Source organism: Plantibacter sp. ME-Dv--P-122b (genome assembly GCF_030209375.1).
Lineage (GTDB): Bacteria > Actinomycetota > Actinomycetes > Actinomycetales > Microbacteriaceae > Plantibacter.
Window position 1 is genome coordinate 1,021,012 of the sequence record NZ_JARVSC010000003.1, and the last position, 22,383, is coordinate 1,043,394.

At 69.6% G+C, this 22,383-nt stretch carries 23 protein-coding genes; 13 read left to right on the forward strand and 10 right to left on the reverse strand.

What is annotated here, in order from left to right:
* Positions 1-319: 319 nt before the first annotated feature.
* Together QRN19_RS09465 and QRN19_RS09470 are read left to right on the forward strand one after the other, a co-directional pair.
* Positions 320-670, forward strand: coding sequence for a hypothetical protein (locus tag QRN19_RS09465; protein WP_285026562.1), 351 nt, complete (start codon positions 320-322; stop codon positions 668-670).
* A 31-nt stretch (positions 671-701) separates the two neighbouring features.
* Positions 702-1,160, forward strand: coding sequence for a hypothetical protein (locus tag QRN19_RS09470; protein WP_285026563.1), 459 nt, complete (start codon positions 702-704; stop codon positions 1,158-1,160).
* Positions 1,161-1,461: 301 nt separating this feature from the next.
* Here QRN19_RS09470 and QRN19_RS09475 read toward each other — a convergent pair whose 3' ends face one another.
* Positions 1,462-1,755, reverse strand: coding sequence for a helix-turn-helix domain-containing protein (locus QRN19_RS09475; RefSeq protein WP_285026564.1), 294 nt, complete (start codon positions 1,753-1,755; stop codon positions 1,462-1,464).
* 111 nt (positions 1,756-1,866) lie between these two features.
* Here QRN19_RS09475 and map point away from each other — a divergent pair, with 111 nt between their 5' ends.
* Both map and QRN19_RS09485 read left to right on the forward strand, forming a co-directional pair.
* Complete coding sequence (gene map, locus QRN19_RS09480; protein ID WP_285026565.1) at positions 1,867-2,643, forward strand: type I methionyl aminopeptidase; 777 nt, start codon at positions 1,867-1,869, stop codon at positions 2,641-2,643.
* A 61-nt stretch (positions 2,644-2,704) separates the two neighbouring features.
* On the forward strand, positions 2,705-3,199 hold the full coding sequence (locus tag QRN19_RS09485) for a hypothetical protein (protein ID WP_285026566.1): 495 nt from the start codon (positions 2,705-2,707) through the stop codon (positions 3,197-3,199).
* Positions 3,200-3,228: 29 nt separating this feature from the next.
* On the opposite strand, the gene QRN19_RS09490 is transcribed toward QRN19_RS09485, so the two are convergent.
* From QRN19_RS09490 to QRN19_RS09505, 4 genes are read right to left on the reverse strand one after another with little or no spacing between them, the layout of a single operon-like run.
* On the reverse strand, positions 3,229-4,059 hold the full coding sequence (locus QRN19_RS09490) for an alpha/beta fold hydrolase (RefSeq protein ID WP_285026567.1): 831 nt from the start codon (positions 4,057-4,059) through the stop codon (positions 3,229-3,231).
* Entirely contained in the window at positions 4,056-4,892 is an 837-nt protein-coding gene (locus QRN19_RS09495) for a sugar phosphate isomerase/epimerase family protein (RefSeq protein WP_285026568.1), read from the reverse strand. Before QRN19_RS09495 ends, QRN19_RS09490 begins: the two co-directional genes overlap by 4 nt.
* Entirely contained in the window at positions 4,889-5,947 is a 1,059-nt protein-coding gene (locus QRN19_RS09500; protein ID WP_285026569.1) for a Gfo/Idh/MocA family protein, read from the reverse strand. The genes QRN19_RS09495 and QRN19_RS09500 overlap by 4 nt, the downstream gene beginning before the upstream one ends.
* 55 nt (positions 5,948-6,002) lie before the next feature.
* Positions 6,003-6,965: an ROK family protein gene (locus QRN19_RS09505; RefSeq protein WP_285026570.1), complete on the reverse strand. Its 963-nt coding sequence runs from the start codon at positions 6,963-6,965 to the stop codon at positions 6,003-6,005.
* A gap of 133 nt (positions 6,966-7,098) precedes the next feature.
* Here QRN19_RS09505 and QRN19_RS09510 point away from each other — a divergent pair, with 133 nt between their 5' ends.
* Entirely contained in the window at positions 7,099-7,863 is a 765-nt protein-coding gene (locus QRN19_RS09510) for an SDR family NAD(P)-dependent oxidoreductase (RefSeq protein WP_285026571.1), read from the forward strand.
* Between the two features lie 101 nt (positions 7,864-7,964).
* Here the strand turns inward: QRN19_RS09510 and QRN19_RS09515 are convergent, their stop codons facing one another.
* Positions 7,965-8,759 (reverse strand): SDR family NAD(P)-dependent oxidoreductase, encoded by a 795-nt coding sequence (locus QRN19_RS09515; protein WP_285026573.1) that lies wholly within the window; start codon positions 8,757-8,759, stop codon positions 7,965-7,967.
* 107 nt (positions 8,760-8,866) lie between these two features.
* Positions 8,867-9,667, reverse strand: coding sequence for a DeoR/GlpR family DNA-binding transcription regulator (locus tag QRN19_RS09520; protein ID WP_071258440.1), 801 nt, complete (start codon positions 9,665-9,667; stop codon positions 8,867-8,869).
* 336 nt (positions 9,668-10,003) lie between these two features.
* Here QRN19_RS09520 and QRN19_RS09525 point away from each other — a divergent pair, with 336 nt between their 5' ends.
* The 7 genes from QRN19_RS09525 (at position 10,004) to QRN19_RS09555 (ending at position 17,959) form a co-directional block, all read left to right on the forward strand.
* Positions 10,004-11,377, forward strand: coding sequence for an ABC transporter substrate-binding protein (locus QRN19_RS09525; protein WP_285026574.1), 1,374 nt, complete (start codon positions 10,004-10,006; stop codon positions 11,375-11,377).
* A gap of 78 nt (positions 11,378-11,455) precedes the next feature.
* Complete coding sequence (locus tag QRN19_RS09530; protein WP_158596622.1) at positions 11,456-12,328, forward strand: carbohydrate ABC transporter permease; 873 nt, start codon at positions 11,456-11,458, stop codon at positions 12,326-12,328.
* On the forward strand, positions 12,325-13,158 hold the full coding sequence (locus QRN19_RS09535; protein ID WP_071258432.1) for a carbohydrate ABC transporter permease: 834 nt from the start codon (positions 12,325-12,327) through the stop codon (positions 13,156-13,158). Before QRN19_RS09530 ends, QRN19_RS09535 begins: the two co-directional genes overlap by 4 nt.
* The gene (locus tag QRN19_RS09540) at positions 13,155-14,210 is read left to right on the forward strand and encodes an alcohol dehydrogenase catalytic domain-containing protein (RefSeq protein ID WP_285026576.1); all 1,056 of its coding nucleotides are present in this window, start codon (positions 13,155-13,157) and stop codon (positions 14,208-14,210) included. Before QRN19_RS09535 ends, QRN19_RS09540 begins: the two co-directional genes overlap by 4 nt.
* A complete protein-coding gene (locus QRN19_RS09545; RefSeq protein ID WP_285026577.1) occupies positions 14,207-15,907 on the forward strand; it encodes a ribulokinase in 1,701 nt (566 codons plus the stop codon). The genes QRN19_RS09540 and QRN19_RS09545 overlap by 4 nt, the downstream gene beginning before the upstream one ends.
* Positions 15,907-17,142, forward strand: coding sequence for an ROK family transcriptional regulator (locus QRN19_RS09550; RefSeq protein WP_285026578.1), 1,236 nt, complete (start codon positions 15,907-15,909; stop codon positions 17,140-17,142). The genes QRN19_RS09545 and QRN19_RS09550 overlap by 1 nt, the downstream gene beginning before the upstream one ends.
* 64 nt (positions 17,143-17,206) lie before the next feature.
* Positions 17,207-17,959 (forward strand): SDR family oxidoreductase, encoded by a 753-nt coding sequence (locus QRN19_RS09555; protein WP_285026579.1) that lies wholly within the window; start codon positions 17,207-17,209, stop codon positions 17,957-17,959.
* Between the two features lie 52 nt (positions 17,960-18,011).
* Here QRN19_RS09555 and tkt read toward each other — a convergent pair whose 3' ends face one another.
* Complete coding sequence (gene tkt, locus QRN19_RS09560; RefSeq protein WP_285026580.1) at positions 18,012-20,039, reverse strand: transketolase; 2,028 nt, start codon at positions 20,037-20,039, stop codon at positions 18,012-18,014.
* Positions 20,040-20,163: 124 nt separating this feature from the next.
* Here tkt and QRN19_RS09565 point away from each other — a divergent pair, with 124 nt between their 5' ends.
* The gene (locus QRN19_RS09565; protein WP_285026581.1) at positions 20,164-20,883 is read left to right on the forward strand and encodes a GntR family transcriptional regulator; all 720 of its coding nucleotides are present in this window, start codon (positions 20,164-20,166) and stop codon (positions 20,881-20,883) included.
* 27 nt (positions 20,884-20,910) lie between these two features.
* Here QRN19_RS09565 and QRN19_RS09570 read toward each other — a convergent pair whose 3' ends face one another.
* Together QRN19_RS09570 and QRN19_RS09575 are read right to left on the reverse strand one after the other, a co-directional pair.
* Positions 20,911-21,663, reverse strand: a complete 753-nt coding sequence (locus QRN19_RS09570) for an SDR family oxidoreductase (RefSeq protein ID WP_285026582.1) — start codon at positions 21,661-21,663, stop codon at positions 20,911-20,913.
* 27 nt (positions 21,664-21,690) lie between these two features.
* Positions 21,691-22,344 carry a hypothetical protein gene (locus QRN19_RS09575; RefSeq protein WP_285026583.1) on the reverse strand — a complete coding sequence of 218 codons (654 nt, stop codon included), beginning with the start codon at positions 22,342-22,344 and terminating at the stop codon, positions 21,691-21,693.
* Positions 22,345-22,383 lie beyond the last annotated feature (39 nt).

Genomic DNA, 22,383 nt, shown 5'->3' on the forward strand with positions numbered 1-22,383 from the left:
GAGCAGGGAAATGCCCCATCCGTAGACTGGGCGCCCATGGGGGAATCGAACGCAGTCACGTCAGGGTCCAAACAGGTGTGGATCGTCGCCGGAGCACTGATGATCGGTTCCGTCCTGCTCGGCCCGCTCATGCAGCTCGGAGCGTTCCTCGGACCGACCGGGGGCCTCCTTGCGACCCTCCTCATCACGGTCTCGATCGTGATGTTCGCGATCGGCTCGAACCGCTCCTCCAGCGTGACCGCGAGGGCGACCACTCGGCACATCCGCACTCCTCGCACTGGGCGTCTGGACGGCGATCAGCGCATTCGTCCGTGGCACCGTGACCGAGCAATCGGGTGTCGGCACCTTCCTGAGCTTCGGGTACCTCGACGCCCTCCTCCAGTTCGTGCTGTCTGCGATCGCCACGACGCAGATCGCCCGCGTCGGAACGGTGCCCCGGCCGTGGAACCTTGCTCCACTGTGGGTCGTCACGGCTGCGGCACTGTGTTGGGCGGCTCAGCAGGTCATCGTCGTCGCAGCGGGATCGGACGTGTCGCTCTTCACGCCACTCATCGCCGTCCTCGGCGGAATGGTCGGAGTGGTCGGCCCGGTGTTCCTCGGAGTCGTCGCGTTCGCCCTCGCGAGTCGCGCGTCCGGGGCGGCGGCTGCCGCCCGGGAGCAGGAGTCGTAGGCTGTCGGGAATCGACCTCGGGGGACGTCACATGCATCGACGCATCGCAGCAGGACTCACGGCGCTGGCCCTCGCCGCCGGACTGAGCGCCTGCACCGGCGGGGGCCCGACGTATGCGGACCTGCAGCGCGACCAGAACGAGCAGGACCGATTACCTGAGCACTCCGTCGGAGCCGACACCGGCGACCCGTTCGCCATCGACGCCGATTCCACCCGTCTCGTCGCCGTCCAGGGCGACACGGAGGTCTTCCTCGCCTCAGCGACCGAGGAGGGTCAGCCGCGGATCTGCATCATCGTGTTCGCGGCGACGCAACCGTTCCGCGCCTGCGGCAGCGGCGACCGCGTCGGCCTGAGCGACAGCGTCGACGAGTACACGGTGCTCTCCGACGCCGTCGTCGACACTGCGCTCGAACCTGCCGACGGCTGGACGAAGATCAGCGAGAACGTCTTCACCCGGCCGGTCGAGCCGACGACGAGCGACACACAGTAGGGGCGGACACAGACCCTTCGACAAGCTCAGGGACCGGAGAGAGTTCGAGGGACGGGATAGGTTGCACGCCCTTCGACAGGCTCAGGGACCGGAGGGGGACGTTGGGCGGAAACGGCCGACCGGTTGCGTGAGTCCTTCGACAAGCTCAGGGACCAGGGGGGGAGGTCGAGGGACGGGATAGGTTGAGCGCCCTTCGACAAGCTCAGGGACCGGAGGGGACGTTGGGCGGATACGGCCGGCTCGTCGTGTGAGCAAGCTCAGGGACCGGGGCCAGGCTCAGGGACCGGAGGCGACCGGGGAGCTAGGAGACGAGGCGCTCGGGGAGGCGGGCGGGGGACGCCACGGCGCGCCGGGTGGGGCTGATCGTGGCCCAGACCTCGTCGAGGGAGAGACCGAGGACCTCGGCGATCGCGGCGATCGTCGAGAACGCCGGCGTCGCAACCCGGCCCGACTCGATCTTGCGCAGCGTCTCCGGCGACAGACCGGCGTCGAGGGCGATGTCGAGCATCGACCGCTCCCCGCGAGCCTCGCGGAGGAGCGCACCGAGGCGCTGACCGCGTTCGACGTCGGTGGGGGTGAGCGGGAGGCGGACCATGCGCCCAGTGTAGTACGGGATAGTTTGACCGGTATAGTTATTGGCCGAGCGCCGTTCGCGGCACGAACACCACCGCACCACGAACGCAGCACCCCGATGGAAGGGCCCCGCATGATCGAGATCTTCACCCCCACCGAGGTCGCGAAGGCACGTCGCACCGGCGAGCTCGTCGCGAACATCCTCCACACGCTCAAGCACCGCGTGACGGTCGGCACCAACCTCCTCGAGATCGACCGCTGGGCCAAGGCGATGATCCTCGAGGCCGGCGCCGTCTCCTGCTACGTCGACTACGCCCCCTCCTTCGGTCGCGGTCCCTTCGGCCACTACATCTGCACCGCCGTCAACGACGCCGTCCTGCACGGCCTCCCCCGCGACTACACGCTGGCCGACGGCGACCTCCTCACCCTCGACCTCGCCGTCCTGCTCGACGGCATCGCCGCCGACTCGGCCATCAGCTTCGTCGTCGGCACGGCGACCCCCGAAGACCTCACGCTCATCGAGACCACCCAGGAGGCCCTCGCCGCCGGCATCGCAGCCGCCAAGCCGGGTGCGAAGATCGGCGACATCTCCTTCGCGATCGGCACCGTCCTCCGTGGCGCCGGCTACCCGGTCAACATGGAGTTCGGCGGCCACGGCATCGGCACGACCATGCACCAGGACCCGCACGTCTCGAACGACGGACGCGCCGGCCGCGGCTACAAGCTGCGCCCGGGCCTGCTCCTCGCGATCGAGCCCTGGGTCATGGCCGACACCGACAAGCTCGTCACCGACGCCGACGGCTGGACCCTCCGCAGCGTGACCGGCAGCCGCACCGCCCACAGCGAGCACACCATCGCGATCACCGAGGACGGCGCCGAGATCATGACCCTGCCGACCGTCACGTTCTGAGCACCTGAAGGCCTGTCGAGCGCACTCGACCGGCCCGCCACACCGTGTTTAGGCTGGTGACATGACCGATGATCGCCGCAGGGTCCTCCGGGGCCGCTACCTGAGCCTCGGACTCGGCGAGCTGTTCGCTGCCGTCGTGTTCATCTGGGTCGCGTTCGTCTCGGCGCTGCCGTTGTTCGAACGGCCGACCGATGCACTCGCGTTCTGGTCGGCCCTCCTACCCCTGCTGGTGATCCTCGTGCAGGCCGGCGGTTACTGGCTGCTCGCACGGCGGTGGGTCAAGCAGGGCACGATGCCCGGCGGGCTGGCCGCCACCTACCGCGGGTTCCGTGTGCTCGACGCGGCACTGCTGCTCGCCGGACTCGTCGGCATCATCGTCTGGTTCCCCGCCCACCCGTTCGCGGCCATCGGCATCCCGTTCGTCTGGCTCCTGGGTGTCATCGAGTACGTGAACTACTTCGTCGTCCGGCTGGCCTACCCACCGTCCGTGTGGTTCCAGCGGGTCGGCGAGCGGCGCACGCCCCGGCTCATGCAGGACGTGCGCGCCGCCGCCTGAACGACCGTGCGGGCGGAGCGGGGACGCCGTCAGCGGCGGTCGCGCCAGGCCTCCAGGCAGCGGCGAGTGACGTCCCGCATCTGCTCGTCGTAGGCCGCCGGTTCCCGGTCGCGCGACGGGGCCACGACCAGTTCGGAGGTCGACAACCGCTCGTGCCAGAGCTCGGCCACCCAGAGCGGGTGCACCGGATCCGCCTCGGCCCCGACCACCACGATCGGGTAGGGCGCGGTCCATCGCCCGTCCCACGTGATCGACGGGTTCACCGGAACCTGCTCGAGGCGCACGACCCGCTCGACGGCTCCCGGCTTGGTGAACTGGGCCAGCAGGCTCTCGGCACCGGCGTGCGACACCGCGGCGATCGACCGGTACGCCTCGGAGGCCGCGAAGGTCTCGACCCCGGCGGCCCCCGCCGACCGGAGGAGCGCCGCGACCTCCCGGAAGACCCGCAGGTGCTCCGGCCAGGGCGTTTCGGCGAACGCCGGTCGGACGAGCAGCCCACCCCGGATCCGGAGCCCGCCCCGCTGCAGCAACCGCAACGCGACCGCCGCTCCCATCGAGATCCCCACCACGATGAGCGGACGGGCGATGAGTCCTCGACTCCGCAGCAGGGCGACGGCGTCGTCGGCCAGGCGGTCGACCGTGAAGTCCTCCGGCTCGCCGATGACGACCGTCTCCCCGTGGGCACGCTGGTCGGGTGCGATCACCGTGATTCCCTCGACGGGCGGTTCACTCAGGAGCCCCAGGGGCTGGTTCCGGTCACCGCCGAGCCCGTGGAGCATGAGCACGACCGTCTCGCCGGAACCGATGACCGTGGCCGCCGCGGTCTCCGCGTACGCGACGGACGGGTCGACCGCGCTCATGCGTCGCCGAGCACGAGCGCACGGACCGCGGCGAGGTTCGCGGGGTCCGCGTCTTGGACGATGACCGGAACCGGGCGCGGCAGGGCGGCGTGCAGCGCTCGCACCAGGTCGAAGTCGAGCCCAGCGGCGCCCGCGATCCGCTCGTCCCACGTGACGACGTCCTTCGCGTGGACGCAGATGGCCCGCGACCCGAGTCGGTCGAACGCGTCGCGCAGCACCGTCTCGTAATCGTCGGGTCCCGTCTCGCCGACGAGGTTCGCGGGGTCGAGGATGAAGCCGATGCGCGAGGCGCGCTCCCCCAGCTCGTCGAGAAGCCGGACGGCCGCATCGGTGCCCGAGATGACGTTGCCCGGCTCCGGTTCGACCGCCAGGAACACGTCGGCCTCGTCGGCGGCGTCGAGCAGGGGACCGAGATTGCGCAGCAGGTCCGCCCAGGCCTCCGCCGTGTCGTTGTCCGGGTGCGCCCGCCACATGTCGTCGGGATTCCGACTCCCCGTGCACAGCGTGACGGCGACGACCCCGAGCTCCGGTGCACGACGGATCAGCCGAGCGGCGTCCTCGGTCTGCACCCGCGCACGCTCCTGGTCGGGATGGGCGAGGTTGTAGGAGCCGGAGAGCCCCCAGATGCGCAGCCCCGGGGCCTCGAGATCGCGACGGACGGAGACCAGGTCGATGTCCTCGAGCGCCTGCGCGTCCGGGATCGTCGGGAGCCCGACGGCCGAGAGGTTGAGCTGCACGGAGGAGAATCCCGCGTCCGCGATCGCCCGGCCGAGCGGTTCCGGCGCCTGCGCCGGGAAACACCGGGCGAAGACACCGAGGTCGATGCCGCTCATCGGAGGGCCGGTTCGGTGAGGGCGACGAGTTCGCCGTCAGCCGCCGCGCTCGCGACCGCCGCGTCGATGAGACGCACGACGGAGACCCCGTCCTGCGGGCTCGGGCTCTCCCCGCCACCGGCTGCGACGGCGGCCGCGAAGGCCTCCAGCTGGAGCTTGAACGCGTTCGTGTCCGTCGGGTGCGGGCGACGCGAGAAGCCCTCGGACTCGACGAACACCTCGACGTCGGAGGCGCGCTTCCAGAACGGCTGGTGCGTCCTCGTCCGGATCGTGCCCTTCTCGGCGGACAGCTCGATACCCTCCGACCAGTCGCCGTGGACGTCGACGGTCATCTCGAAGGACCCGACGCCGCCCTCGGCCAGGCCGACGACTCCGTGCCAGGTGTAATCCTCGCCCACCTGGCTCCCGTGCACCCGGATCCAGCGAGGCAGACCCGTGAAGTGGATGAGCGTGTCGAAGACGTGGGCCCCGTGGGTCGCGAGGAGGTACCCCGTGCGGTTCCCGCTCGACTTGAAGGTGTTCTCGACGGCACGGACCGCGTCGTCCACGATCATGTCGGGGAACAGCGTGGCCTCGATGGGCGCGCGGCGGGCCGGCACCCGGTAGACCGAGTGGTACGACACGGCCCGCCCGAGCTCCGGTAGGGCGTCGTGCGCGAAGGCGACACCGGGGTCGTGACGCTTCATGGCACCGGTCTGGAGCCGGAGGCCGCGCTCGGCGGCGAGCGCCACGAGCTCCTCGGCCTCCTCGACCGTCGCCGCGAGCGGCTTCTCCACGAGGACGTGCTTGCCGGCCCGCAGGGCCGCCATGCCCAGCTGATGGTGGAAGCGGTCGGGGGTCGCGATGACGACGGCGTCGATGTCGGCGGCGAGGAGGTCGTCGAGCGTCACCGAGCTGGTGACGCCGTAGCGGGCCGCGACCTGAGACGACAGGAGCTCGCTCGGGTCGTAGACGGAGACGAGCGTCAGCTGATCGGTTTTCGCGAGGGCGGGGAGGTGCGCGGCCTGCGCGATCCGTCCGCAGCCGATCATGCCGATGCGCAGAGGGGTGGTCATAGCGGTTGCCTTCCAGAGTGTGGTGCGGGACAGGTGGGTGGAGCGGGGACAGGGGTCAGACGACGAGGGTCGCCGTCGCAGGTGCTGGGCTGAGGTGGTCGCCGGCGAGGAGGGCGGCTCCGATGGCCGCCGCGAACGGGCCGATCGCGTCGAGGCGGACCGGCGGGGGCGTCGTGAGGCCCGCGAACGACCAGTGCCGGTGGAGGTGGTGCTCGATGCGCGCGGGGAGCAGTTCGGCGGCTCCGTGCGCGATGCTCCCGCCCAGGAACACGACGGCGGGTTCGATCGTGACGCAGATGGCACGGATGGCCTGCGCGCAGGCGGCGGCCGCCTGGTCGAGCAGCGCGGTGGCGACGGGGTCGCCCCGCAGCGCGGCCTCGACGACGTCCTTCGCGGACGGGTTCGCTGCGACCCCGTGCCCGGGAGCCCATCCGGCCTCGACGGCCTGCGCCGCGAGGACGCCGACGCCCTTCCCGCCCGCCACCTGCTCGAGGCAGCCTGAGCCGCCGCACACGCAGCGCGCGTCGGTCGGCGGCAGGACGGGCAGGTGCCCGAGTTCTCCGGCGAGGCCGGTGACACCATCGACGACGCGGCCATCGGCAACCATCGCACCGCCGACCCCGGTCCCGAGCGTGAGCAGGACGGCGTCGCGCACCCGTTCGCCGGTCTCGGTCTCGTGCCGGTCGAGGACGGACCGCAGGGTCGCATCACCGTCGTTGACCACCCGGACGGTGGTGCCGAGCGACGTGGCGAGGTCCGATCCGAGGTCGCCGACGATACGGAGCGAGGCGCCGCTCGTGATCGTGCCGTCGCGTCGCACCAGTCCGGACACGGAGACCCCCACGGAGTCGATCGGACCGCTGCCGGCGAGGCGTGCCACCGCCGCGATCAGCTCGGCCGCGACCGCGGCGTTGCCCTGGGCGTGGTGTGCCTGCCAGTCCTCGGCGACGACGCTGCCGGCCGCGTCGACGGCGACCGCCGCGACCTTGCTGCCGCCGATGTCCAGTCCGATGTGCATCACTGCCTCACTTTCGAAATGGATCGTATCAGGTTTGCTTTATTTTGGTTTCTTGCCATTTCGGAGCCGTCAAGCGAACATGGGACCGGCAGATGCTGCTGAACACGCAAATCACGGAACAAGGGAGTCACACATGGTGTCGTTTTCGCTCGAAGGCAAAGCCGCCTTCGTCACAGGGGCCGCGCAGGGGATCGGCTACGGTGTCGCGGACGCCCTGATCGGCGCCGGGGCGAAGCTCGCCGTCGTCGACCTCGCGGCAGCCGACCCCGCGGCGGCCGCAGCGCGACTCTCCGAGACACACGGCCTCGAGGTGGAGCACTTTACCTGCGACGTCACCGACTCCGCGGCCGTCGCCGACCTCATCCCCGCCGTCGCCGACCGGCTCGGCGGTCTCGACATCGCCGTCAACAACGCGGGCGTCGGCAACGCGGGTGCCGCTACGGAGACCACCGACGAGGAATGGCGCCGCGTCTACGGCGTCAACGTCGACGGCATGTTCTACTGCTGCCGCGAGGAGGGCCGCTGGTTCATCGAGAACGGCGTCCGCGGCTCGATCATCAACACGGTGTCGATCTCTTCGTTCTTCTCCGTGCCGCAGTACCAGGCGCCCTACAACTCGTCGAAGTCCGCGGCCTGGGGCCTCACCCGCACCCTCGCCTACGAGTGGGGCCCGCACGGCGTCCGCGTCAACTCGGTGAGCCCCGGGTTCACCATCACCCCGATGGTCGAGACGCCGCGGATGAAGCCGCAGCAGGAGGGCTGGAAGCAGATCACCCCCATGGGCAAACTCGCGACGATCGAGGACCTCGCTGGGGCCTACGTGTTCCTGGCGAGCGACGCGTCTGGCCACATGACGGGCGCCGACCTCATCATCGACGGCGGCCTGACCCTGCGCTGATCGCGGCACGGCGACCACTCGAACGGCCGGCACCCGGACATCGGGTGCCGGCCGTTCTGCGCGGGATCGACGACGTCGGCGTCAGATCGAGGAGGTCCGCGTCAGATCGACGACGTGAAGGCGCCTTCGACCGGCAGCACGATGCCGTGCACGTACTCCGACTCGTCGCTCATGAGCCAGCAGGCGGCACTCGCGATCTCGTCGATCTCGGCGTATCGGCCGGCCGGGATGTTCGCGAGGACCTTGCGGCGGTAGCGCATCGGGTCGTCCGGCGTCTGCATCCGCTCGTTCGCGTGCATCATCGGCGCATTCACCGGCCCGGGGGCCAGCGTGTTGACCCGGACCCCCTTGCCGGCCACCTCGGCGGCCGCCACGCGGGTGAGGCCGACGACGGCGTGCTTCGTCGCGGCGTACGCGGAGTGGTCGGCGTGCCCGATGATCCCCGCGACCGAGGCGGTGTTCACGATGTTGCCGAAGCCCTGCTCGATCATGTGCGGCAGGGTGAAGTGGAGGCCGTAGAACACCCCGTCCAGGTTGATCGCGACCACCTTGCGGTAGACGTCGAGCGGGTAGTCGACGATCGGCACCATCTGACCGTTGATCGCCGCGTTGTTGAAGAGGATGTCGATTCGCTCGAACTGCTCGAGCGTGTAGTCCACGTACCCGCGGACCTGTTCCGGGTCGCTCACGTCGGCGACGCGGACCCGAGCGGTGCCGCCGTCGGCGGTGATGGCGTCGACGGTCGCCTGGGCGGTCGTCTCGTCGAAGTCGACGACGACGACGTTCGCCCCCTGCGCCGCCAGCCGGCGGGCGGTCGCGGAACCGATGGCACCACCGGCCCCGGTCACGATGGCGGTCTTACCGGCGAAGCGGTCGGGGTGGGTGATGGTGCTCATGTTTCTCCTTCGAAATGGATGAGTCGATCCACACGGATCGTTCCGGTCGCGGAACCGCTCCGCGCCCGTGCTGGTGCGACCGCCGGAGCGGTCGGGGTGCCGCCGGTTCAGTCCTCCGGGTACACCAGGGAGACGTCGTGCGCGCCGGCCCACTCGGTGAGCTGCCCGTCGGGACGATCCGTGACGATCGTGTCGACGGCCGAGAGCGGGCAGACCTCCACGAAGTCGGTCAACCCGACCTTGGAGTGGTCCATCGGGATGATGACGCGGGTGGCCCGTCTGGCGACGGCACCCTTCACCTCGGCCTCGCCGATGTCCGCCGCGAACGCACCGTCGCCGTTCACGCCCGTGACGCCGATGAACGCAACGTCGACCCGGAACTGCTCGAGACTCCGCATGGTCAGCGGGCCGACGAAGCACCTCCCCTGCGGTCGGTAGCGACCACCGAGGACGACCGGGTGCTCGTCCAGCCGGTTGCCGAGGACCTCACCGACCGCGAACGAGTTCGTGATGACCTTCACGTCGCGCGGCACGCCTGCGCCACGATCCGCGAGGAGCATCGCGAGCTGGATCGTCGTCGTCCCGCCGTCGAGGAAGATCGCGTCGCCGTCCTGGATGAATTGCAGGCACGTCTCGGCGATGCGCTGCTTCTCCGCGACGAACTTCCGCTCGCGCTCACCGACGGGCACCTCGGTCATCGGGCGGCGCGCGACGGCACCGCCGTGGGTGCGTCGCAGCAGATCGCGCGACTCCAACTCGGCGATGTCCTTCCGGATCGTCGGCTCGGTCACGTCGAACGACCGGGCGAGCTCGGAGGTCCGCACGCGCCCCCGCTCGGTGACGAGGCGCCAGATACGCTCCCGGCGCTCGGTTGCGAACGCGTCCCGTGAGCTCGAAGGCTCGCTCATGGCGGCCTCCCTTCCTGGTCGTGCTCGGCGCCTCGACGACACCGATCCGGATGCCCGTCGGACGGGCTGGTTCTTGACAAGCTCGACGATACCTGTTTCTGTGCACTCGAAGCAAAGCAAACACAAGCCGAATCGGTAGCGTTCGAAACCGGCAAGACCGTCCGCCCGTGCCACATCCCCGCTCGACACCTCGCCGGGACACCCGTTTGCGGGTAACGATGTTCACAGCGCGAAGGAAAACCCCGCCGATATCGATCTGTGACCGCGGAAGTGTTGACCTGCTCCAGGAAATCTGTTTATCGTGTAAATAACAATGGTGTTAACCAGGAGGCCCCTATGTCCCAGAAGCGTTTGCGGAGACTCGCCGTCCCCGCAGCTGTCGTCATCCTCGCCGTCGTTCTGACCGGCTGCCAGGGAGCAAACCCCTCGGGCGGAGGTGACGGGAAGAAGATCGTCATCGCCTCCGTGAACAACGGCCCGATGATGACGATGCAGGAACTCGCCCCGGAGTTCACGAAGGAGACCGGCATCGAGGTCGAGTTCGTCATGCTCACCGAGAACGACATCCGTTCCAAGATCCAGCAGGACGTCGCCGTCAACGGCGGCCAGTTCGACGTCGTCACCCTCGGGACGTCCGACGCCGGCACCTACCTCGACTCTGGCTGGACCGTCCCGCTCGACCCGATGTTCGAGAAGATGGACGCCGACGAGAAGGCCGCGTACGACGAGGACGACCTCATCGCTGGCACCGTCTCGGCCTTCTCCTCCGAGAAGCAGGGTATGGCCGCGATCCCGCTCTACGGCGAGAGCACGATGACCATGTATCGCAAGGACCTGTTCGACGCCGCCGGGCTCACCATGCCGGCCCAGCCGACGTGGGACGAGATCTACGACTTCGCCACCCAGCTGAACGACCCGGCCACCGGCCAGGTCGGCATCGCGATCCGCGGCAAGGCGGGCTACGGCGAGAACATGTACATCCACAACACCATCCAGTACGCCTACGGTGCGCAGATCGCCGACGACGACTGGAACGCCGGCTACGACTCGCCCGAGATGGCCGAGGCGTGGGAGTTCTACCGCAAGCTGCAGAAGGACGCGGGCGCACCCGAGGCCTCGTCGAACGGCTACACCGAGACGCTCAACCTGATGTCGAGCGGCAAGGCCGCCATCTACTACGACGCGACCGTCTCGGCCGACGTCTTCGAGGGCGCCGACTCCGCCGTCGCCGGGAAGATGGGCTACGCCTTGTCGCCCGCCGGCCCCGGCAAGGGCAACACGCAGACCGTCGGCGGCTGGGGCATCGGCCTCACCTCCTCCTCGAAGAACCAGGACGCCGCGTTCAAGTTCATGACCTGGGTCACCTCGAAGGACTACGTCAAGCTCGTCGCCGAGAAGAAGGGATGGCTGAACGTCCTCACCGGCGCCCGTGCCTCCACCTACCAGGCGCCCGAGTACCAGGCCGTCGCCCCGTACGCGAGCCTCGTGCTCGAGTCGCTCGAGAACGTGGACTTCACTCACCCCGCCGTCGGTGACACCCCGTACGTCGGCAACTCCCTGCCGAGCATCCCCGAGTGGTCCGGCATGGGCGAGAAGATCGGCCAGATCCTCGCGGAGTACATCTCCGGCTCCGGGTCGACGAAGGACGCACTCGCGAACGCCCAGAAGGTCGCGACCGACGCGTTCGTCGACGGCGGCCGCACCAAGTAGCACCCCGGGCGGGCGGGCCAGGCTCATCAGCCGGCCCGTCCGCCCACCGCTGTCCCCCACCTCCCGAAGAGAATGGCCATGACCCTCGTCCGCAATCGTGTGAACCTGCTCCAGGTTCCCGGCTTGATCGTCGTCCTCGTCGTGACCCAGGTCCCCTTCCTGGTCACGATCGTGCTGTCGTTCGTCAGCTGGAACATCCGCCGCCCAGACCTGCCCGTGACCTTCACCGGCATCGACAACTTCCTCTACCTGTTCCAGGACGGCGACTTCTACGTCGTCCTGCGCAACACGCTCCTCATCACGGGAGCCTCGCTGGTCATCTCCCTCGTGCTCGCGTTCGTCCTCGCGCTCGCCTTCAACCGGCGGTTCCCCGGCGTGGCCATCGCCCGATCGCTGCTGATCATCCCCTACTTCGTGATGGAGCCGGTCATCGGCATCGTCTGGAAGACCCTGATCCTCAGCCCCTCGTTCGGGATCAACGACGTCGTCTCTCGCGCCCTCGGCGGCCAGGCCGTGTCCTTCTTCAGCGCTGACACCGCGCTGCCGACGATCATCATGCTCTGCGTCTGGCAGTGGACGCCGTTCCTCTTCCTCATCCTGCTGTCCGGGCTCCAGAGCCTGCCCGAGGACGTCCTCGAAGCCGCACACGTCGACGGCGCAGGCTTCCTGCGACAGATCTGGTACTTCAAGATCCCGCTCATGAAGCCCTTCTTCAAGGTCGCCGCGACCTTCGGGCTCATCAACCTCATGAAGGTCTTCGGCATCATCTTCGTCACCACCCAGGGCGGACCCGGTGTCGCCTCCGCGAACCTGCCGTACTACGTGTACCGCACCGCCTTCTACGACTGGCAGGTCGGCCGATCGGCCGCCATCTCGGTGGTGATGGTCGTCCTCACCCTCATCATCATCAATGTCTTCTTCCGGACGCAGAAGGATGTGACCGAGCGATGAACCGCACGCAGAAAGCACGAGTGAGGAAGGTCACCGGCGCCCTGGCAGCCGTGGCGCTGTTCGCCGTGGCGATCGTGTATTCCTTCCCGATCCTCTACATGGTGTACTCCTCCTTCAAGTCGGAGCAGGACATCGCGCCGCCGTCGTGGAACTTCGCGCCGACGCTCGAGAACTACCAGGCGGTCATCACGCCGGACCTCGTGCACCACCTCGTGAACTCGATCGTCATCACGGTGATCACGGTGATCCTGACGCTGATCCTCGGGGTGCCGATCGCGTACACGATCGTCTTCGGCCGCCTCAAGCGACCGACGGTCCACTTCAACTGGTACATCACGACGACCCTGCTCCCCGCGGTCGCGGTGATCATCCCGATCTACCTGATCGTGAACTGGCTGGGTCTGCTGGACTCGCCCGTCGTCCTCATCCTGCTGTACACCTCGATCGGCATCCCGCTCATGGTGTGGATGTGCACCACCTACATGACCGACATCCCGGTGTCGATCCTCGAGGCCGCACAGATCGACGGCGCCACCCGCTGGCAGTCGTTCCTGAGCGTCATGCTGCCGATCATCCGCGGTGGGCTCATCTCCACCGCGCTGCTCGTCTTCGTGCTCACCTGGAACGAGTTCCTCCTCGCGGTGTCGTTCACCTTCACCGAGTCGGGCACGCTCCCCGTGTACATGAACCGCTTCATGACCCAGCAGGGGCTGTTCTGGGGCAAGATGTCCGCCGTCGCGACGATCGCGGTGATCGTGCCGATCATCCTCGGCTTCGTCGCCCAGAAGAGTCTGATCAAGGGTCTGCTGAGCGGAGCCGTGAAGGAATGAGCACCACCATGCGCGCAGCGGTCCTGACCGAACCCGGCGTCCTGGAGCTGCAGGAGCGACCGATCCCCGAGATCGCACCGGACGAGGCGCTCGTCCGCGTGTCCTACGTCGGCATCTGCGGCTCCGACATGGCGCTGTTCCAGAACGGCTACATCGGCGAGAGCGTCGTGACCGAGCCGATGGTGCTCGGCCACGAGGCCTCCGGTGTGGTGGTCGCGGTCGGCTCCGCCGTGACCGACCTCTCCCCCGGCACCAGGGTCGCACTCGAACCGGGCGTGCCCTGCGGCGAGTGCGAGTTCTGTCGGGGTGGACGCTACAACCTCTGCCCGGACGTGTACTTCTGGGCCTCGTTGCCCGTGGTGGAGGGGACGTTCCAGGAGTACGTGCGTCACCGCGCGAGTTTCTGTCACCCGCTGCCGGACTCCGTGGGACTCCTCGAGGGCGCGATGATCGAACCGCTCTCCGTCGCCTTCCACGCCGTCGACCGCTCGGGCGTGGGGCTCGGTGCGAGCGCCGTGGTCCTCGGTGCCGGCTGCATCGGCCTCCTCACCCTGTTGACCCTCCGGGCCGCCGGGGTGCGGGACGTCGTGGTCGTCGACGTCGTCGACAACCGCTTGGATCTCGCCCGTCGACTCGGAGCCGAGGTCGTGAACGCGTCGACGACCCCGGACCTGTTCGCCGAACTCACGGCGCGCTTCGGCTACGGGCCGGACGCCGTCTTCGAGACCGCGGGCAACCGCGTGACCATGGACCAGTCCATCCGGATCGCGAAGCGGGGCGGGTCGGTCACCTTCGTCGGCTACACGAAGGACGGCCGCGCCGACCTCAACGTCAACCTCCTGATCGACAAGGAGCTCACGCTGACGACGGTCTTCCGCTACCGCAACACCTACCCCAAGGCCATCGCGGCCGTGGCCGCGGGCACCATCCCGGTGCAGGACGTCGTATCCGCCGTCTACGGACTCGACGACGTCCAGCAGGGCATGGACCACGCGGTGCACCACAAGGCCGAGGTCACCAAGTGCGTGATCCGGATCGACCCGACGGCATGAGCGGCGTCCAGCCGAACCTCGTCGCGGGAGTCGACTACGGCAGCGACTCGGTCCGCGTCGCGGTGGTCGACGCGTCCTCCGGCGAGGGGGTGCTGACGGTCAGTCGGAGCTACCCGCGCTGGGCCACCGGCGCCTACTGCGACCCGCTCGAACACCGCTTCCGCCAGCACCCGCTCGACCACCTCGAGACCTTGGAGGCCTGCTTCGCCGAGATCGCCGATCGCCTCGGTGACGGGGCCGTCGGTGCGATCGCGATCGACGCGACCGGATCCACGCCGGCGCCCGTCGACCGCAACGGCGTCCCGCTCGCCCTCCATCCCGAGTTCGCCGACGAGCCCGACGCGATGTTCTGGCTCTGGAAGGACCGGACCTCGGCCGCCGAAGCCGAGGAGGTCGACCGGGCCCTCCGCGAGTCGGAACCGGACCACACCTCCTACCAGGGCGTCTACAGCTCGGAGTGGTGGTGGGCGAAGATGCTGCGCGCCGTCCGCACGAACGGGCGGATCCTCGAACACGCCCACTCCTGGGTGGAGCACGCCGACTGGCTGCCGAACCTCCTCACCGGCGCCGACGACGTGGAGCGTTTCGCCCGCAACGCCTGCGCGGCCGGCCACAAGGCGCTCTACAACACGCGACTCGGCGGCATGGTGCCGCGCGCGGTGCTGTCGGCCGTCCACCCCCATCTGGCGGCGGTGGCCGACACCTTCGCGACCCCGCCCGTCCCGGCGGGCGCGCGGGTCGGCACCCTGAGCCCCGAGTGGGCCGCCCGGTTGCGGCTCTCGACCGAGACCGTCGTCGGCATGGGCTCGCTGGACGCCCACGCCGGCGGGGTCGGTGCGGGCATCGACGACCGCAGCATGGTCACCGTCATGGGCACGTCCACCGTCGACCTCTTCCTCACCGACGACGATGCGATCAGCGGTCGCGACCTCCGCCGCCTGTGCGGTATCGCCGAGGACTCGATCATCCCGGGTCGCCTCGGCGGCGAGACCAGCCAGGCCGCGTTCGGCGACCTCTTCGCCTGGTACGCGCGCGTGCTGCTCTGGCCCGTCCGCACAATGCTCGCACCGGAGTTGCGCGCCGTCCTGCCGGAGGACCAGGTCGCCGAGATCGTCGAGCGCACCGCCGACCGGCTGCTCGGCGACCTCGAACAGCACCTGGTCGAGCGCCCTCCGACCACGATCGTCGCCCACGACTGGATCAACGGGCGCCGCTACCCCGACGTCGACGAGGACGCGAGCGCCGCCCTCCTCGGCCTCCGGATCGGACACGACGCCGTCGACGTCTACCGCGCCCTCGTCGAAGCCGCCGTCCTCGGCACGAAGGCGATCGTCGACGGACTCGCCGCGAACGGCCTCCGCTTCGAACGGGTCATCCTCGTCGGCGGGATCGCCCGGAAGTCACCGTTCATCTGCCAGAGCATGGCGGACGCCCTCGGCGTCGACGTCCTCGTCAGCGAGGAACGCGAGGCGAGCGCGACGGGCGCCGCGATGTACGCCGCCACGGCGGCCGGCCACTACGAGACCCTCCCGGCGGCACAGCGCGCGCTCGGACGCGGCTTCGTCGCGCGCTACGCCCCGCAGCCCGCGGGTGTGGCCCACCTCGACGCTGCATTCTCGCGCTATCGGGCCGCCGGTAGACTCCTCGCAGGTGGGGGCGACCCGGTCGACCCTGCCGAGATCGTGAAAGGACGCTGATGGGTGGTCCGCAACGTGTGAACCCGGACGAGGTCCTCGGGCTCATCCTCCAACAGGCTCCCATCTCCCGCTCCGACCTGGCCCGAGAGGCCGGGCTCAGCCGCGCCGCCGTCACCCTGCTGGTGCAGGACCTCATCGGCCTCGGCATCGTCGAGGACAACATCCCGACGTTCTCCGCCGGCGGCCGGCGCGCCACCGGGATCCGGCTCGATCTCGCCGAGTACTTCATGGTGGCGGTCCGGATCAACCGCTACGAACTCACCTTCCGCATCTTCGACGGTTCCGGGATCGAGGTCGAGACGACCGAGGTCCCCATCGCCTCGGACATCAAGATCGAACCGCTCCTGGCGCTCATCGAACAGACCCTGCGCGGAATCCTGGAACGTCGGGATGAACGGTGCTTCCTCGGCGTCGCGATATCGAGCCTCGGTTGGCTCTTCGAGACCGACGGCGAGGTCATCCTCCACACCGACGGCTTCTCGGAACTCGGCAAGCGGGACATCCGGGCGTCCGTGCAGGCGATGTTCCCCGAGGTCCCCGTCCTGCTCGAACACGATGCGAAGACCAGTGCGCTCGCGGAGTACCAGGACCACGTCCGGGAGACCGGACGGAAGCCGGCCTGTCTGCTCAACATCGTCGGCGGTATCGGCTTCGGCGGTGGCATCATCATCGACGGCAAGATCTTCCGCGGCGCCCGGGGCGTTGCCGGCGAGGTTGGCCACCTCGGCATCAACTTCAACTCCGGCATCCACACCCGCAACGTCGACACCCACGAGTTCAACGGGCTCTTCGAGGACTACGCGTCACCGCGGGCCCTCCGGCAGCATGTGACGAGCCGGCTGCTCGACTTCCCGGAGTCGTCGCTCACCGAGCAGTCCACGCCGGAGGAGATCTTCGCCGCCTTCGAGGTGGACGATCCGCTGGCCGTCTGGGCCGTCGAACGCGTCTGCCAGCTCCTCGCCTACGGCCTCGCCGGACTCACCTTCGTCCTCGATCCGGACGTCATCGTCGTCGGCGACGCGTTCCCGGCCTCGGAGACGATCCTCGAGCGCATCCGCGGTTGCCTGGCGACGTACCTCCCCGCGGTCCGGATGGAGCACCTGGAGCTGAAGTTCTCCCAGCGCGGTACCTCCGGGGTCCTCTATGGCTCCTACCTCCTGCTCATCCAGTGGTACCTCACCAACGGCGAACTCTTCGCCCGGATCCAGCAGTCCCAGGCCGCGTCCGCGTCCTGATCACACCCCCAGGGGTGCCGGCGGCGTGCCGGCACCCCACCTCCCTGTCCCCGAAGGAGACATCATGCAGACCCTCGAACCCGGCACCGTCGCCGTCGTAACCGGAGCCGCCGGCGGGATCGGTTCCGCGATCGTCGCCGCGATCGCCGCGCAAGGCGTCGCGGTGGCCTGCCTCGACCGGGCCGGAGCCGACTTCACGAACACCCTTCGTCTGTGCGCGGACGCCGGCGTCGAAGCGAGGGCGATCGAGGTCGACGTCCGCGACCGCGACGCCATGCGCGAGGCGGTCTCGACGGCCGCCGAGCTCGGTCCGGTGCGCTACGCGGTCAACTGCGCCGGCATCGACCACCTGGAGCCGACCGTCGAGATGTCGACTGCGGACTGGGACCGCGTCCTCGACGTCAACCTGAGCGGCGTCCTCTTCAGCTGCCTCGCGGAGTTCGAGGTCATGCGCGAGGTCGGCGGCTCGATCGTCAACATCGCCTCGGCGAGCGGCACCATCTACAACCGCGGCGCGGAGCCGCACATCGGGTACGCCTCGTCGAAGGCCGCGGTCATCCACCTCTCCCGGTCGCTCGCCGTGGAGTGGGTCCCGCAGGGCATCCGAGTGAACGCCGTCAGCCCCGGGTACACGAGGACGGAGATGACGGACCTCAACCCGCCGGAGCGCAACCGCTTCCTCGCCGACCAGACGCCGATGGGTCGCATGGCCGAGGTGACGGAGATCGCCGCGCCGGTGGTGTTCCTGCTCGGCGCGGGAGCGAGCTACGTCAACGGCGTCAACCTCCCGATCGACGGCGCGCTCACCGCCTGGTAGCGGCGAGCGCACCGGTCGGCCCGGGGCGGTGTCGACCCGGGCCGTCGTGCGATCAGCGGGCGTCGGCGACCGCGCGGATCGCGTCTAGCACGCGGTCGACGGTCATCCCACGCTCGCGGAGGGCGTCTTCGGCCGGTGCGGACAGGCCGAACTCGTCGATGCCGACGATGCGACCGGCGGGCCCGGCGACGTCGTGCCAGCCGAAGCTCGTCGCCGCCTCGACGACCACCCGGGCGGTGACGTGCTCGGGCAGCAGGGTAGCCCGATCCTCGGCCGGCTGCTCGGCGAACCACTCCCGGCACGGCATGGAGACCACGCGGACGGAGAGCCCGTCCCGGCCCGCGTGTTCCGCCGCCTCGAGGGCGAGCGCGACCTCGGAACCGGTCGCGACGACGATCACGTCGGGCTCCTCACAGTCGAGCACGGCGTACGCGCCGCGGCGCACCCCGTCGAGGACGACGTCGCGGTCCGTGCCCGCGACGGGGAGGGGCTGCCGTGCGAGCACGAGGCCGGCCGGCCGACGCCGCTCGAGGATCGCGAGCCAGGCGGCGGCCGTCTCAGCGGCGTCGGCGGGGCGGACCACGTCGAAGCCGGGGATGGCCCGCAGGCTCGCGAGGTGCTCGATCGGCTGGTGGGTGGGCCCGTCGGCACCCAGTGCGACCGAGTCGTGACTCCACAGGTAGGTGACCGGCAGCTGCATGAGGGCTGCCAGACGGATGGCCGGTCGCTGGTAGTCGCTGAACACGAGGAAAGTGCCGGCGAAGAACCGGGACCCGCCGACGAGTGCGATCCCGTTCATCGCCGCGGCCATCGCGTGCTCGCGGACCCCCCAGTGCACATTGCGTCCGGTCCGCCCGGTCCCCTCGGTCGCCTCGGGCAGGAACGACCGGCCGCCAGCGATCGCGGTGCGGTTGGGCTCGGCGAGGTCGGCCGACCCGCCCCACAGTTCGGGGAGTCGGGCGGCGAGCGCCTGGATCGTCTGGCCCGATGCGTCGCGGGTCGCCAGGGTCTGTCCGGGCTCGTAGACGGGGAGGGCGTCGCGGAGGTCCTGGGGCAGGAGTCCGCTCCTCGCGCGGTCGGACTCGGCCGCGCGGTCGGGGTGGTCGGCCCGCCAGCGCGTGAACTCCTCCTGCCAGTCCTCCTGCGACGCCTGGCCGCGATCGGTCGCCTGTCGCGTGTGAGCGAGGACGTCGTCGTCGATCTCGAACGGTGCGGTGTCCACTCGGAGCACCTCGCGCAGGAGCGCTGCCTCTGTCGAACCGAGCGGAGCCCCGTGCGCCGCCGAGGTGTTCGTCGCGTTCGGCGCCGGCCAGGCGATCTGCGACTTGAGGACGACGAGCCGCGGACGGCCGTCCGCCGCCGCACGGTCCGCGAGGACGGCGTCGAGTCGATCGAGGTCGACGTCGCCGTCCGCGGCCAGTTCGATCCGTTCGACGTGCCACCCCTGCGCGGTGAAGCGGGCGACGACGTCCTCGGAGCTCGTCAGCGAGGTGTCGCCCTCGATCTGGATGTCGTTGTCGTCATAGACGACGACGAGGTTGTCGAGGCGATGACGCCCCGCGAGTGCACCGGCCTCGGCGGACACCCCCTCCTGGAGGTCCCCGTCGGAGGCCAGGACCCAGACGGTGCGGTCGAACACGGACGTCCCGGGTGCGGCGTCGGGGTCGAGCAGTGCGCGCTCGTGCTGCATCGCCATCGCCATGCCGACGGCGGTGGCGAGGCCCTGTCCGAGCGGACCGGTCGTGGTCTCGACGCCCGCGGTGTGCCCGAACTCCGGGTGTCCGGGGGTCTTCGCGCCGAGGCTCCGGAAGGCACGGAGGTCGTCGATCTCGAGTCCGTACCCGGTGAGGAAGAGCTGCGTGTAGAGCAGGATGCTGGCGTGCCCGCACGACAGGATGAACCGGTCCCGGCCGATCCAGGCGGGGTCGGCCGGGTTGTGGCGGACGTGCCGCTGGAAGAGCAGGTGGGCGACCGGGGCGAGCGCGATGGCCGTCCCCGGATGCCCGGATCCGGCCGACTCGACGGCGTCGAGGGCGAGGAGACGCGCGGTGGTGATCGCGCGGTCGTCGAGTGAGGGCATCGGTTCTCCTGAGGTCGTGGTCCGTCGAACGCTACGCAAGACGTCATGACGTAATAATGAATCGAGACGAATTCCGGCTGTCGTCGCACGACTCCGGAGACAGGTGGGCAGGACTCCGATGCGGATGAGCGGCAGCAAGTACCTCACGGTCAGGGCGCTCCTCCTGGCGCGAGTCCGCGTGCTCCCTGCGGGCGCTCGACTGCCGGCCGAGCCGACGCTCTGCACCGAATACGGTGTGAGCCGGATCACCCTGCGTCACGCCGTCGACGGGCTCATCGACGAGGGGTTCCTCGTCCGCGAACAGGGGCGCGGCACCTTCGTCACGGAGCCGCAGCACCGCATGCGCTACCGCGAGCGCTTCGCCGGGGCGGTCACCGGCTTCCATGCGCAACAGACAGCGCAGGGCTTCACGGTGTCGAGCCGGGTGGTGGAGCTGGCCGACCGTACCGTCCGCGAGCCGGCCGCCGGTCGGTTGGACCTCGTCCCCGGCGACCGGGTCGCCAGGCTGACCCGGCTGCGTTCGGTCGACGGCGCCGTGCACCATCTCGCGATCACCGAGTTGCCGCTGGACCGGTTCCCGGACCTCCTCGACACCGACCTGACCGATGCGTCCCTGTTCGCGGCCCTTCGCGACCACCACGGCGTGGACCTCGCTCGGAACGACCTCCTCGTCTCGATCCGCGGAGCAGAGGCTGAGGTCGCAGAGCACCTGTTCGTCGAACCCGGCGAGCGGCTGCTGACCGTCGAGTCGACGGTGTTCGACGCGGACGATCGTCCCGTCGCGTCCGGCATCTCCTGGCTCACCCCGCGGAACAGCGAGGTGGCGTTCAGCCTGCGGCCCTGAACGGGGTGACGGAGCTCAGCTCGTCCCTCAGCGAGCGGCACCGAGCCCGTCGATCCACTGCGCGAAGGTCTGCACACCGCGTTGTGCACCGGGCCCGGCGAGGGTGGTGCCGTCGCGCATCGCCTTGCCGAAGCCGCCGGGCAGCGGGATCTGCACGACCGGGCCACGGATGCCCGTGGCGGCGGTGTAGGCCTTGACCATCGCGGACATCCGCAGTTCCTCGGGGCCAGCGAGGTCGGCAGGGCGCCCCCGCGACTCACCCTCAGCCAGCTCCACCAGGTGCTCGGCGACTTCGCGTGCAGCGACCGGCTGCGAGGTCATCGTCGGCACCATCGTGACCGGACCGAAGCGAAACCGTTCGACCATCTGCTGCGCGAACTCGTGGAACTGCGTCGCCCGGAGGATCGTCCACGGGATGCGCCCGGTGCTGACGAGTTCCTCCTGCAGCGCCTTGCCCGCGTAGTAGCCGAAGGGCGCCTTGTCGCTTCCGACGATCGACAGCGCGACGTGGTGGGGCACGCCTGCGGCGCCCTCGGCTTCGAGCAGGTTGCGGGTGACCGCCCCGAAGAACCGGCGGGACGCGGCGCCCGACTGGGTGGCCGTCGACGTCACGTCGATGACGACGTCCGCGGCCTCCAGCTGCTGCGCGAGCCCGGCTCCGGTGGCGAGGTCGACGCCGGTGGCACGCGACAGCGCGACCACCTGGTGTCCGCGCTCCTGGGCCACCGCGACGACGTGTCGCCCGACCATTCCGCTGCCTCCTGCGACGACGATCTTCATGCGACACTCCCCTCTACTCGACGGATGTCACTCTATCGGCGGGAGGAAGCAGCCGTTCTCGACTGTGATCCGCAGCACGTCGGCATCGGATCGGAGCTCCCGTTCGAAGATGATGGCGTCGTCGCGGAGCTGCGCCGACAGCTCCAGCTCGCCGGGTGAGGGCACGATCAGCTCCGACCGGAACTCGTCCGAGTCGGCCGCGAGTTCGAGCGGCGGCGCGTACCCGTTGATGAGGTCGACGAGCACGGCGCGACTCGTTCCGACCGGCAGCTCGACCTCGACGGTCATGCGTGCCAGCTTCGTGGCCCGACCGGACGGCGCCAGACTGCTGCAGGGCGCCTCCGAGGCCTGGGGCGAGAACGCGAACGGCTGCCCACCCGTCGCCGTGTTGACCATCCGCCCGAGGAGGTCTGCAGCCACGGCGAACACCTCGTCTCGGGTGGGAAGCTCGTCGTCGCGCTGAGGAGCGCTCGGGTCGATCGCCGGCGCCTCGGGCACCGTCGAAACATGATCACCCCGCGGCTCCCCGACCTGACCCGTGCAGGCGACGATCACCAGGGCGAACACACTCAGCTGAGCGACCGCCGCGACGACGATCGCCGTGGTCGAGCGCCGCCCGAGCGACCTGGAACGGCCTCCTGGCGGCGCTTCCCGCGCTTCCCCGAGAGAATCGGTGCCCATGTCATCCGGGATCGTGTCCACACCTGCTCCTGTTCTGGC

Coding starts and splice junctions, on each gene's coding strand:
- QRN19_RS09470 (WP_285026563.1), top strand. CDS start 702: ATGCATCGACGCATCGCAGCAGGACTCACGGCGCTGGCCCTCGCCGCC.
- QRN19_RS09475 (WP_285026564.1), bottom strand. CDS start 1,755: ATGGTCCGCCTCCCGCTCACCCCCACCGACGTCGAACGCGGTCAGCGC.
- map (WP_285026565.1), top strand. CDS start 1,867: ATGATCGAGATCTTCACCCCCACCGAGGTCGCGAAGGCACGTCGCACC.
- QRN19_RS09485 (WP_285026566.1), top strand. CDS start 2,705: ATGACCGATGATCGCCGCAGGGTCCTCCGGGGCCGCTACCTGAGCCTC.
- QRN19_RS09490 (WP_285026567.1), bottom strand. CDS start 4,059: ATGAGCGCGGTCGACCCGTCCGTCGCGTACGCGGAGACCGCGGCGGCC.
- QRN19_RS09495 (WP_285026568.1), bottom strand. CDS start 4,892: ATGAGCGGCATCGACCTCGGTGTCTTCGCCCGGTGTTTCCCGGCGCAG.
- QRN19_RS09500 (WP_285026569.1), bottom strand. CDS start 5,947: ATGACCACCCCTCTGCGCATCGGCATGATCGGCTGCGGACGGATCGCG.
- QRN19_RS09505 (WP_285026570.1), bottom strand. CDS start 6,965: ATGCACATCGGACTGGACATCGGCGGCAGCAAGGTCGCGGCGGTCGCC.
- QRN19_RS09510 (WP_285026571.1), top strand. CDS start 7,099: ATGGTGTCGTTTTCGCTCGAAGGCAAAGCCGCCTTCGTCACAGGGGCC.
- QRN19_RS09515 (WP_285026573.1), bottom strand. CDS start 8,759: ATGAGCACCATCACCCACCCCGACCGCTTCGCCGGTAAGACCGCCATC.
- QRN19_RS09520 (WP_071258440.1), bottom strand. CDS start 9,667: ATGAGCGAGCCTTCGAGCTCACGGGACGCGTTCGCAACCGAGCGCCGG.
- QRN19_RS09525 (WP_285026574.1), top strand. CDS start 10,004: ATGTCCCAGAAGCGTTTGCGGAGACTCGCCGTCCCCGCAGCTGTCGTC.
- QRN19_RS09530 (WP_158596622.1), top strand. CDS start 11,456: ATGACCCTCGTCCGCAATCGTGTGAACCTGCTCCAGGTTCCCGGCTTG.
- QRN19_RS09535 (WP_071258432.1), top strand. CDS start 12,325: ATGAACCGCACGCAGAAAGCACGAGTGAGGAAGGTCACCGGCGCCCTG.
- QRN19_RS09540 (WP_285026576.1), top strand. CDS start 13,155: ATGAGCACCACCATGCGCGCAGCGGTCCTGACCGAACCCGGCGTCCTG.
- QRN19_RS09545 (WP_285026577.1), top strand. CDS start 14,207: ATGAGCGGCGTCCAGCCGAACCTCGTCGCGGGAGTCGACTACGGCAGC.
- QRN19_RS09550 (WP_285026578.1), top strand. CDS start 15,907: ATGGGTGGTCCGCAACGTGTGAACCCGGACGAGGTCCTCGGGCTCATC.
- QRN19_RS09555 (WP_285026579.1), top strand. CDS start 17,207: ATGCAGACCCTCGAACCCGGCACCGTCGCCGTCGTAACCGGAGCCGCC.
- tkt (WP_285026580.1), bottom strand. CDS start 20,039: ATGCCCTCACTCGACGACCGCGCGATCACCACCGCGCGTCTCCTCGCC.
- QRN19_RS09565 (WP_285026581.1), top strand. CDS start 20,164: ATGAGCGGCAGCAAGTACCTCACGGTCAGGGCGCTCCTCCTGGCGCGA.
- QRN19_RS09570 (WP_285026582.1), bottom strand. CDS start 21,663: ATGAAGATCGTCGTCGCAGGAGGCAGCGGAATGGTCGGGCGACACGTC.
- QRN19_RS09575 (WP_285026583.1), bottom strand. CDS start 22,344: ATGGGCACCGATTCTCTCGGGGAAGCGCGGGAAGCGCCGCCAGGAGGC.